Below are 11210 nucleotides of genomic sequence, written 5' to 3' on the forward strand. Positions count from 1 at the left end.
GCAGCATGAGTTCAATGACCGAACTGACTTGGGGGCGGAAGACGCTCGCTGTGGCGTCGGCGGCGCCGCTGCTCGTGCTGACGAACTACACGGTGCCGATGGTGACGGTGCCGCAGACCGTGCGGGCACTCGGGGCCGGGCCGACCGGTCCGGTGTGGATCCTGGGGTCGATCGCGCTGGGATTGTCCGCGTTGCTGCTGGTCTCGGGGGGACTGGCCGACGACTACGGGCGCAGGCGGGTGCTGGTGGCGGGCACGGGCGTGCTCGCCGTCGCCGGCGTGGTGGCCGCGGTGAGCACGACGCTGCCCGTCTTCGTGCTGGCCAGGATCGTGCAGGGCGCGGCGAGCGCGGCCATGCTGGCGTCGAGTCTGGGCATCGTCGGGCACGCCTACCCGACCGGCGCGGAACGGGTTCGGGCCGCGGGCCGGTACGGCGCCATGATGGGGCTCGGCACCGCCGTCGGGCCGCTGGCGAGCGGGTTGACGGCCACGGTGATGGGCTGGCGGGCGATGTACTGGCTGATCGCGGCCTGCGCGCTGGCGCTGGCCGTGGTGTCGGCCCGGATGCTGGAGGAGTCGCGTTCGGCGACGCCGCGCAGGCTGGACGTGCCGGGGGTGCTGCTGCTCAGCCTGGGCGTGGCCGCGCTGGTCGTGGGTGTGACCCAGGGGCGAGTGGGGTGGTCGCGGCCGATCGTCCTGGTCGCGTTCGCCGCGGCGGTGGTCTTGCTGGTCGCGTTCGTCGCGGTGGAGCGGCGGCGATCGGCGCCGCTGCTCGACCTGGAGCTGTTCCGGCGGCCGGTGTTCCTCGTGGCGACGGGCGGTGCGCTGGTCGTGGGGGCCGCGGTGGTGGGGCTGCTGGGCTACCTGCCGACGGTGTTGCAGGCCGCGCACGGGCTTACTCCGCTGGTCACGGCGCTGCTGCTCGGCGTCTGGTCGGGGGTGTCGTTCGTGTCGTCGCTGCTCACCCGGTACGTACGGCTCCGGGCGGCCGGGCGGCTGGCCCTCGGCATGGGACTGAGCGCGGCCGGGTTCACCGGGTTGCTGGGCGTGGGGGTCGAACTGCCGCTTGCGCTGGTCGTCGCCGGGCTGGCGGTGAGCGGGGCCGGGTCAGGGCTGATCAACTCCTCGATCACGCATCTGGCGATCGAGAGCGTGCCCGCGCACCGGGTGAGCATGGGGTCGGGGGCCAACAACACCGCCAGGTACGTCGGCTCCTCCCTGGGCGCGGCCGGGGTGGCGGCGGTCATCGGCGGGTTCGGGCTCGGCCAGGGGACCGTGGTCGCGGTGGCCGCCTGCATCGGGCTGACGGGCGTCACCGCGATCGCCGCCCTGGCTGTGCGTTCCTGACCCCGGTCCTGATCCGCTCCCCGACTGTTCCGGCCGGCCTGTCCTGTTCCCCGGCTGTTCTGGCCGAGGAGGAGCCGGGGAGCGGGCCCGGCTTTACCAGCGGCGGGCCTGCGCCATCGCCCCCAGGAACGCGTCGCGTTCCAGGGCGAACCTGGCGGGGTCCATGCCCTGCCGCTCGGCCCTCAGATGCAGCATGGTCAGCTCGGTCGCCGCCTGCTGGTAGTCGCTCATGGCCCGGCCGAGCCCCGCTCCCCTGGCCTGCTTGCGGGCCGCCTTGCGCGCGGGCAACGTGCTGAGCATCCTGACGTCGGCCGCGGTCACGAGTCCGGTCTGCTCGTATCCGGGCAGGTAGAAGGCCATCCGCGAGACGAGGCCGCGGCGCTCGGCCACGGTCACGACGATGAGCAGGACGAGCGCCGCCATGATGACGAGGTACGCCACGCCGAGCCAGGCCAGCGAGCCCGTGGTGGCGGCGCCGTTCCAGAGGCCGTGCAGGAAGACCGCGGCCAGGTAACCGATCGGGATCGCGGCGAACCTGGCCGTGGTGCGGCGGGTGAGCGCGTACGCGACGCCGAGTCCGATCATGGAGGTGTAGACGGGGTGGCCGAGCGGGTCGATCAGCCCTCTCAGGACGAAGAGCTGGACCGCGCCGCCCGGGCCGTCCTCGCCGAACGCGAGCAGGTAGTAGCCGACGTTCTCCACGGCGGCGAAGCCGAGGCCGGCCATGGAGGCGTACACGATGCCGTCGGTCAGACCGTCGATCTCGCGTCTCCTGCGCAGAAGCAGCAGCAGCGCCGACCCCTTGAGCGCCTCCTCGATCACCGGGGCCAGGAAGACGGCGCCTATGGCGTCGACGACCTGGGTGCCGTACCCGGCTCTGAGGAACAGCGTCTGGCCCAGGACGGTCAGCGCGATGGCCAGCACGACCGCCACCCCGGCGCCCCACGCGAACGCGAACGCCAGGTGCAGCTTGGGCTCGGGCTCCAGCCTGTCGAGGGAGAGCACCGCGGCGAGCAGCACGGGCAGCGGCGCGACGGCCAGCAGCGCCGACAGCCCGAATCCGATCGGGCCGCCGGACGCCAGCATGACCGCCAGGACGGCGAGGGCGAGGATCCCCGAGACGACCAGGCCGATCAGGAGGGCCTTGCTGGGCCGCTGAGCGAGCGACGGAGTTGTCATGGGGGCGCCTCTCTTCCCGCTGGTCCGGCCACTATGGCCCCCGCGCCTCTACAGGCGCTTAACGGTTGGTTGATTCCCGGTAGTACGGATCCGCCACGACGGGCTCGCCTTCCGTGTACGAATACACCTCCTGGCCGGAGATGAACACCCGCAGCGCCCGGCTCATGACGTCCAGCGGGTCGCCGTCCCAGATGACCACGTCACCGTCGAGCCCCGGCCGCAGGGAGCCGACGCGGTCGTCGATCCCCATGATGGCGGCCGGGTCGTGCGTGATCGACCGCAGCGCCGTGGCCGGGTCCAGCCCTTCCTTGACCGCCAGCGTGGCCTGGTGGACCAGGAAGTGGATCGGCACGACGGGGTGGTCGGTGGTGATGGCCAGCCGGACGCCCGCCCGCGCCAGGATGCCCGGGTTGCGCAGCGAGCGCTGCCGCAGCTCCACCTTGGACCGGCTGGTGAAGAGCGGGCCGATGATGACGGGCACGTCCTTGGCCGCCAGCGTGTCGGCCAGCAGGTGTCCTTCGGTGCCGTGGTTGATCACCACGCGGTAGCCGAACTCGTCGGCCAGCCGCAGCGCGGTGGCGATGTCGTCGGCCCGGTGCGTGTGCTGGCACCAGGGCAGCTCGCCGTCCAGCACGCGGGCCAGGATCTCCAGCGTGCCGTCCCGGTCGAACGGCTTGTCCTCGGCCGCGGCGGCGGCCCGCCGCGCCTTGTAGTCCTGCGCCTTCATGAACGCGTCGCGGATCACCGCGGCCACGCCCTGCCGGGTGGAGGGCAGCTTCTTCTGGTCGCCGTAGACGCGCTTGGGGTTCTCGCCGAGCGCGCTCTTGACGCTCACCGGCTCCTTGATCAGCATCTCGTCCACTGACCTGCCCCAGCACTTGACCGCGACGGTCTGGCCGCCGATGGGGTTGCCGGAGCCTGGCTTGATCACCGCAGAGGTGACCCCACCGGACAGCGCGTCGGCGAAGGCCAGGTCAGCGGGGTTGATGGCGTCGAGCGCGCGCAGGCGGGCGCCGTTCGGATCCGTCATCTCGTTGGTGTCCTGACCGGCCCACCCTTCGGCCTCCTCGTAGACGCCGAGGTGGCCGTGAGCTTCCACGAAACCGGGCAACACCCAGCCGCCGCGGGCGTCGACGACGGGGGTGCCCTCGGGCACGCGTACGTCCGCGCCGACTTCGACGATCTTTCCGTTCTGGATGAGCACGGTGCCGCCGTCGATGGGATCGCCAACAACTGGTACGACATATCCGCTGGTAATAGCAAGATTCACGACTGGTAACCTATCGTTACATGGGTAGTGCGATCGCGCCTCGGTACGAACGCTGGCTGCTGGACATGTGGAACGGCGACTTCGAGCTCGCCCGCGACCTCGTCACCCCAGGCTTCGTCGGCCACTGGCCGGGCATGGACGTACACGGCCCCGACGGGCTGATCGAGGCACTGAAGCAGGGGCACCAGCCGTTCGACGACGTCACCGTCACGCTGGACGTGGGGCCGATCGTTGACGGTGACCGGGTGGCGGCCAGGTGGACGTTCGGCGGCGTCTACCGGGGCGGCATCCCCGGCGCGAGTGCGGCCGCGGGGACCAGGATCGCCTTCAGCGGGCACGACATCCTGCGGGCCGAAAGCGGCAAATTCGCCGAATACTGGGTGATCTCCGACGCCCAGACATTCAACCGGCAACTAGGGATAGGCTGACACCTTCCACGGGGAGGGGGGACAGGTGTCACTGGAGCAGGCTCCCGGCCCTCGCTCGCTGAGCGACGGGGAGCTCTCTCAGCTCCTGGCCGGGCAGCGGTTCGGCGCGCTGGCGACGAGCAAGAGCAGCGGCCACCCCCATCTGTCCACCGTGCTCTATTCCTGGGACCCCGGCCGGCGGGTGGTGCGCATCTCCACGATCGCCGACCGGCTCAAGGTGCGCCAGCTGCACCAGGACCCGCGCTGCGCGCTCTACGTGGCCAGCGGCGACTTCTGGTCCTACGCCGTGGCCGAGGGCGAGGCGGAGCTGTCGCCGGTGAGCGCCGAACCGGGTGACGAGGTAGGCAAGGAACTGCTGGACATGAGCCAGGGCGTCGCCGACGCCGACGCCTTCCTGCGGCAGATGGTGGCGGACCGGCGGCTGGTGATCAGGCTCCGGGTGTCACGGCTCTACGGGACCGCCTTGTCCGCGCTGTCCGGATAGCGCGGTCAGCAGCACCACCCTTGCAAGTTCTGTGGCACCGGCTTACCATCCGCGGGCGGTGGCCACGTACTGTCACACGGGTGACGGCGGGCAGTGGTGGTCGTTCGACGACGCCTGGTCGATCGGCAGGAAGACGGCCTGGTTGCGGAGCAAGGGCCTGCTCGGCGCGATGATCTGGGAGATGTCCGGCGACGCGGGCGTACTCACCAACGCCCTGGACACGGGCCTGCGGTGACCACCGGCGCGCGGGGTCCCTCCCCACCCCGCGCGCTCCCGCAGCTTTCGCCCTGCGCGCCGGGGCGTGTCGAATGCTCATCGGGCGGGCACCTGCGGGCTACCCTGCACTCAACCGCCGGTCACAAGATCCTGTCATCGTCGGGACGCAGCCTTCTCCCCCCACCCGAGGAGATCCATGTTCCGGCGACTCGTCGTCGTCCTCTCGACCGCCCTCACCCTCATGGCGGGACCGGTCACCGCGGCCACCGCCGCGACCCCCGTCAACGTCGCCCACCGGGGCGCGTCCGCGTACGCCCCCGAGAACACCGTCGCCGCCTTCGAACTCGCCGGCGCCCAGCGCGCCGACATGTTCGAGCTCGACGTCCAGGAGACCAAGGATCACGAGCTGATCCTCATGCACGACACGACCCTGTCCCGTACCACCGACGCCGAACAGGTCTTCCCCGACCTGGCCCCGTGGAACGTCCGCGACCTCACGCTCGCTCAGATCCGCAAGCTGGACGCCGGCTCGTGGTTCTCCTCCGAGTACGCCGGCGAGCCGGTGCCCACCTTCGGCGAGGCGCTGCGCGCGATGACAGGATCGCGCATGGGCCTGCTGCTGGAGATCAAGTCGCCGGAGCTGTATCCGGGCATAGAGGGCCGCATCGCCACGGAGCTGCGCCGGCATCCCGGCTGGCTCGCGCCGGGGCGCCTCACGGTGCAGTCGTTCGACTGGGACTCGATGCGCACGTTCGACGGACTGGTGTCGAGGGTGCCGATCGGGCTGCTCGGCACGCCGTCGACGACCGAGTTGCCGGAATTGGCGTCGTTCGCCGACCAGATCAACCCGCCGTACGGCACCCTCACACAGGCTTACGTGACCAGCGTGCATCGCCTCGGCATGGACGTCCTCACCTGGACGGTCGACGACCCGGACAGCATGCGCCGCATGCTCTCCTACGGCGTCGACGGCATCATCACCAACAAACCAGACATCCTCCACGACCTTCTCCGCTCCTGACGCCTGGTGAAACACCCCTGCGATCTGAGGCGGCCGCGGCGTGGTTAGCGTGGTGTGATGCGTGCTGTCTGGCTTGAAAAGATCGGCGGCCCCTGGTCGGTCATCAAGGTGGCCGATCCGGTGCCGCGTCCGGTTGGTGTGGTCGTGGACGTGGTGGCCGTACGCGTACCCGCCTACACGAGGCAGGTGCTGAACGGAGAGCTCGGCTACGACCTGCCGGCCCTGTTGGTGCCGGGGCCCTCGCCCTTCCCATGGTCTGCACGCGAAGAGTGCCCCTTGCCCTGAAAGCACGTTGACCTGGGCAAGGAGGCACTCTTCGCGGTCTAGCCGATCAGCTCGCTCATTCTCGTGCCAACCGGCGCGATGTCAGCTGCAGCCGCTGGTGGAGCCGCAGCCCTCGCAGACGTAGCAGCTTCCGGCCGGGCGCATCTTGGTGCCGCAGGTCATGCAGAGCGGCGCGTCGGCCGTGAAGCGCTGGTGGCTCTCCAGCGTCAACTCCTTGACGTCCGGGGCCGCCGACGCCTTCGGCCGCTCCTCGATCGGCGCCGACTGGGCCAGCGCCTCGCGGTCGACCGACTCCTGCAGCGCCGCCGGGTCCTCACCGCGCTGCTGCGCGGCCCGCTCGGCCGCCGAGAAGATGCCCAGGGCCGCCCGCTCGTCGTAGGGCAGGTGGTCGAGGGCCAGGCGGCGGAAGATGTAGTCCATCACCGAGGTGGCCATCCGGATGTCCGGATCGTCCGTCATCCCCGCGGGCTCGAACCGCATGTTGACGAACTTGCTCATGTACGTCTCCAGCGGCACGCCGTACTGGAGGCCGATGGAGATCGCGACGGAGAACGCGTCCATGACGCCCGCCAGCGTCGAGCCCTGCTTGGACATCTTGAGGAAGACCTCGCCGAGCCCGTCGTCCGGGTAGGACGAAGCGGTCATGTAGCCCTTGGCGCCGCCCACCGTGAACCGGGTGGTCATGCTCGGCCGCTGGTTGGGCATGCGCCGCCGGGTCGGCCGGTTGACCTCGATGACCTTGACCTCGGGCTCCTTGAGCTCCTTGGGCTCGTCCTTCTTGGCGCCGTTGCCGGCCGACAGCGGCTGGCCGACCTTGCAGTTGTCGCGGTACACGGCCAGTGCCTTCAGCCCGAGCTGCCAGCCCTCCATGTAGACCTGCTCGATGTCGTCGATCGTGGCCGACTCGGGCAGGTTGACCGTCTTGGAGATGGCCCCGGACAGGAACGGCTGGGTGGCCGCCATCATGCGTACGTGCCCCATCGGCGCGATCGCCCGCTCGCCCATCGCGCAGTCGAACACCTCGTAGTGCTCCTGGCGCAGGCCGGGGGCGCCGACGACGTGGCTGTGCTCGGCGATGTACTCGACGATGGCCTCGACCTGCTCCTGCTGGTAGCCGAGCTGCCTGAGCGCCCTGGGGATCGTCTGGTTGACGATCTGCATGGACCCGCCGCCGACGAGCTTCTTGAACTTGGCCAGCGCCAGGTCCGGCTCGATGCCGGTCGTGTCGCAGTCCATCATCAGGCCGATGGTGTTGTGGCTGACCAGGCCGTTCGCAACATAGGTGACGTTGTCCGGCACCGAAAGATCGTAGGTCGGCTGCACTCCGCCGTCCTCGTTGACCATGACCTCCTCGAACGCGTATCCGAGCGCGTGCGCCAGGCGCGTGTTCCAGGTCTCCTCGAGCAGCAGCCTCGCCGTCATCCTGGCGACACCACCGGTCTTGCGGACCGCCTGCATGATCGAGTCGCGCAGCCGGTGCCCGCGCGGTACGAGCTCCTCCCAGATCTCGCGCGGCAGGTAGACATAGTCCTTCTTGGCCGACCGCTCCGGCTCCGCGAACGCCAGCGCCTTGGCCTTGCGCTCGCTGATGAACCCGACGATCTCGTCGTAGTTGAGCGCGTGGTCGAGGTTACGCATGCGTACCTGATAAATGTCGCCTCCGAAACCACTGACCGTCGTCCTGGTGGTGGTGACGAGGCCAAGGGACAGCAGGAGCGTACGGATCTCGCCGGCGAAGGACTTCGAGGCCGTGCTGATGCTGGGGACACCCGCAGTGACGCTGCCGTCCGCCTCGAACAGGCCACGGAGGAACGCCGCGTAGACGACCACATCATTGGTCTCAAGGATCGCCGAGGGGATCCGGGGAGTCCAGCCCTTACCGGAATGGTCGACCCCCGGCAGTTCCTTGGCGAGGCCCGAGGCCTCCCACCAGCGAGCCAGCCGTACCGACTGAAGAACGACCTCCTGGTAACCCTGCTGCTGGGTGACCCTGGGCTCCAGGCCGAAGAGGCTCTTGGAGAGGATTCGCAGTCGTTCCACGACGTCGAGGTCGGTGTCCGCGACGCACATCCTGATGCCCTTGCTGTGCAGGCTGCCGTCGCCCATGAAGTAGCCGACCAACTCGGCAAGCTCTTCTGAAATGGCACCGGGCACCCGGACATTTCTGTCGCCCGTGTAGTAGGCCTGGTCGAGGACCGGGAGCGGAACCTCGCGCGGCTCGCCAACCAGGGTCGACAGCTGCATGGGCACCACATCGCCCTCACGCAGGTCGGCCATGCGCTTCCAAACCCACTCGCCGGTCGTCTGCTCGACCGCCTTGACCCGATGGGTAAGCGTGCCCTGAATCTGGTATCCGCCCTCGGTCGTGATGAGCCGGGTCGGCTCCTCGCCGTTGACGAAGAACTTGCTCGCCCGGCGGGGACCCTCATCCGTCGACACCTTCAGGTCCAGGTCCTGCCAGCGGTCACCGTACACGTCGGCGATCTCCGACAGCCGGACGAGACCGCGGTCGGTGGTGATCAGGGTGTCGCCGGTGAGGCAACCGGTCGGCGCCAGCAACGACGCCTGGGCGTTTCTGTAGCCGTTCTTCTCGCCGAGCTTGAGGCACTCCGACCACTGGCGCGACGCCTCGGCGTGGATCTTGGCGTCCATGGAGCCGATCGTGCGCAGGTCGTCGTTCGCCGCCGTGTGCTTGCGCATGACGCGCTTGTGCGGCTCCGCGTTCCTCGCATATCCGTCGTACGGCCCCACGACCCCGGCCAACTCGGCGCTGCGCCGGTAGGACACACCGGTCATCAGCGAGGTGATCGCGCCCGCCACCGCCCGGCCACCGTCGGAGTCGTAGGCGTGGCCGGTCGCCATCAGCAGCGCGCCCAGGTTGGCGTAACCGATGCCGAGCTGACGGTAGGCGCGCGTGGTCTCGCCGATCTTCTCCGTCGGGAAGTCGGCGAACGTGATCGAGATGTCCATCGCAGTGATGATCAGCTCGGTCAGCTTGACGAAGTCGGCCACGTTGAAGGAGTTGTCGTCCTTCAGGAACTTCAGCAGGTTGATGCTGGCCAGGTTGCACGACGAATTGTCCAAATGGACGTATTCACTACATGGGTTACTCGCAGTGATCCGGCCGGTTTCCGGGGTGGTGTGCCAGTCGTTGATCGTGTCGTCGTACTGCAGGCCGGGGTCGGCGCACTCCCAGGCGGCCTTGGCCATCTTGCGGAACAGGTCCTTGGCGTCGACCGTCTCGATGACCTCGCCGGTCAGCCGCGCACGCAGGCCGAAGTCGGCGCCCTTCTCCACCGCGCGCATGAACTCGTCGGAGACGCGCACGGAGTTGTTGGCGTTCTGGTACTGGACGCTGACGATGTCCTTGCCGCCCAGGTCCATGTCGAACCCGGCGTCACGCAGCGCGCGGACCTTGTCCTCTTCGCGCGCCTTGGTCTCGATGAACTCCTCGATGTCGGGGTGGTCGACGTCGAGCACGACCATCTTCGCCGCCCTGCGGGTCGCCCCACCGGACTTGATGGTCCCCGCGCTCGCGTCCGCGCCCCGCATGAAGCTCACCGGGCCGCTGGCGGTGCCGCCGCTGCTGAGCAGCTCCTTCGACGAGCGGATCCTGGACAGGTTGACACCCGACCCCGAGCCGCCCTTGAAGATCACGCCCTCTTCCTTGTACCACTCCAGGATCGACTCCATCTGGTCGTCCACGGAGAGGATGAAGCAAGCGCTTACTTGCTGTGGGGACTGGGTGCCCACGTTGAACCACACCGGCGAGTTGAACGCGAACACCTGGTGGACCAGCGCGTGCTTGAGCTCGTGGTCGAAGATCTCGGCGTCCTCGTCAGTGGCGAAGTAGCCGTGCTCGATCCCCGTCCTGGTGTAGACCCCGACGACCCGGTCGACCAGCTGCTTCAGGCTCCACTCACGCTGCGGTGTGCTCACCGCGCCGCGGAAGTATTTGGTCGTCACGATGTTGGCCGCGTTGACCGACCAGAACTCGGGGAACTCGACACCCCGCTGTTCGAAGTTGATCGACCCGTCGCGCCAGTTCGTCATGACGACATCGCGGCGCTCCCATTGGATCTCGTCATACGGGTGCACGCCGGGCTTGGTGAAGATCCGCTTCATCTTCAGTCCCTTGCGCTTGCCTCCGCGCGCCACGGAACCGCTGGCCGTCTCCGTCATGACTCCCCCTTCTCCGCCTTCAACTGTGTGATCTCGGCCTCGAAGTCCGCCAGGCTCTCGAAGCCGCGATATACCGATGCGAACCGCAGGTAGGCCACCTCGTCGAGCTCCCGCAGCGGGCCGAGGATCGCCAGGCCCACCTCGTTGGACGGGAGCTCGGCCGCGCCCTTGGCCCTGATGGCCTCCTCCACCCGCTGCCCGAGCTGCGCCAGTGAATCCTCACTGACCGGCCTGCCCTGGCACGCCCGCCGCACGCCCGCGACGACCTTGTCCCGCGAGAACGGCTCTGTCACCCCGCTGCGCTTGCTCACCATGAGGAGCACGGTCTCCTGCGTGGTGAATCGGCGCCCGCATTCCGGACAGGTCCGGCGACGCCTGATGGCCGCGCCGTCGTCCGTGGACCGGCTGTCGATGACCCTGGTGTCAGGGTGGCGACAGAACGGACAGTGCACGCTTTCGCCCTCCTAGGCGTACGGACACCACATGCCCGAAACGGTCGTACCGGGACGCTCGCGCACTCTCCACGGCTTGCCATGGAGAGGTCACGGAAACACAAGGTGTGGTGAACTACATCGGTGTAACTACTAGATGTTGTGGTCCAACCGTAGAAGCGTGCGACCATGAACGCAAGTTGGACGGCGCCATCGACCTGAAGTCGCTGATCAGCCCGCGCACCTCACCGGCTCTGGGCGTGTCGCCCTCAACGCAACGAGCCCGACCCCTGTTACCGCCCTCCGAAAACGCCCCTGAAGTCACGCCACGCCGTACCGTGAACAAACCTCAAAACGATACCGAACAC

General features: G+C 68.7%; 11 protein-coding genes. 7 read left to right on the forward strand and 4 right to left on the reverse strand.

Annotated elements, in window-relative coordinates:
* The first annotated feature begins 14 nt into the window (after positions 1–14).
* Entirely contained in the window at positions 15–1346 is a 1332-nt protein-coding gene (locus ITP53_RS17000; protein ID WP_195896366.1) for an MFS transporter, read from the forward strand.
* 93 nt (positions 1347–1439) lie between these two features.
* On the opposite strand, the gene ITP53_RS17005 is transcribed toward ITP53_RS17000, so the two are convergent.
* Together ITP53_RS17005 and ITP53_RS17010 are read right to left on the reverse strand one after the other, a co-directional pair.
* Entirely contained in the window at positions 1440–2525 is a 1086-nt protein-coding gene (locus ITP53_RS17005) for a PrsW family intramembrane metalloprotease (RefSeq protein WP_195896367.1), read from the reverse strand.
* A 58-nt stretch (positions 2526–2583) separates the two neighbouring features.
* Positions 2584–3795, reverse strand: a complete 1212-nt coding sequence (locus ITP53_RS17010) for an amidohydrolase (RefSeq protein ID WP_195896368.1) — start codon at positions 3793–3795, stop codon at positions 2584–2586.
* 20 nt (positions 3796–3815) lie between these two features.
* Here ITP53_RS17010 and ITP53_RS17015 point away from each other — a divergent pair, with 20 nt between their 5' ends.
* The 5 genes from ITP53_RS17015 (at position 3816) to ITP53_RS17035 (ending at position 6229) form a co-directional block, all read left to right on the forward strand.
* Positions 3816–4223 carry an ester cyclase gene (locus tag ITP53_RS17015; protein WP_195896369.1) on the forward strand — a complete coding sequence of 136 codons (408 nt, stop codon included), beginning with the start codon at positions 3816–3818 and terminating at the stop codon, positions 4221–4223.
* A gap of 25 nt (positions 4224–4248) precedes the next feature.
* Positions 4249–4707, forward strand: coding sequence for a PPOX class F420-dependent oxidoreductase (locus tag ITP53_RS17020; RefSeq protein WP_328814767.1), 459 nt, complete (start codon positions 4249–4251; stop codon positions 4705–4707).
* Positions 4708–4738: 31 nt separating this feature from the next.
* A complete protein-coding gene (locus ITP53_RS17025; RefSeq protein ID WP_195896370.1) occupies positions 4739–4942 on the forward strand; it encodes a glycosyl hydrolase family 18 protein in 204 nt (67 codons plus the stop codon).
* Positions 4943–5119: 177 nt separating this feature from the next.
* A complete protein-coding gene (locus ITP53_RS17030) occupies positions 5120–5944 on the forward strand; it encodes a glycerophosphodiester phosphodiesterase (RefSeq protein ID WP_195896371.1) in 825 nt (274 codons plus the stop codon).
* 57 nt (positions 5945–6001) lie between these two features.
* A complete protein-coding gene (locus tag ITP53_RS17035) occupies positions 6002–6229 on the forward strand; it encodes a hypothetical protein (protein ID WP_195896372.1) in 228 nt (75 codons plus the stop codon).
* An 81-nt stretch (positions 6230–6310) separates the two neighbouring features.
* Here ITP53_RS17035 and ITP53_RS17040 read toward each other — a convergent pair whose 3' ends face one another.
* Together ITP53_RS17040 and nrdR are read right to left on the reverse strand one after the other, a co-directional pair.
* Positions 6311–10411 (reverse strand): vitamin B12-dependent ribonucleotide reductase, encoded by a 4101-nt coding sequence (locus tag ITP53_RS17040; protein WP_195896373.1) that lies wholly within the window; start codon positions 10409–10411, stop codon positions 6311–6313.
* On the reverse strand, positions 10408–10863 hold the full coding sequence (nrdR, locus tag ITP53_RS17045) for a transcriptional regulator NrdR (RefSeq protein ID WP_195896374.1): 456 nt from the start codon (positions 10861–10863) through the stop codon (positions 10408–10410). Before nrdR ends, ITP53_RS17040 begins: the two co-directional genes overlap by 4 nt.
* A 110-nt stretch (positions 10864–10973) precedes the next feature.
* Here nrdR and ITP53_RS56075 point away from each other — a divergent pair.
* A partial coding sequence (locus ITP53_RS56075) for a hypothetical protein (RefSeq protein WP_207756043.1) occupies positions 10974–11210 on the forward strand: 237 nt, incomplete at its 3' end.

It is taken from the genome of Nonomuraea cypriaca (genome assembly GCF_015645445.1).
Taxonomy (GTDB): Bacteria; Actinomycetota; Actinomycetes; order Streptosporangiales; family Streptosporangiaceae; genus Nonomuraea; species Nonomuraea cypriaca.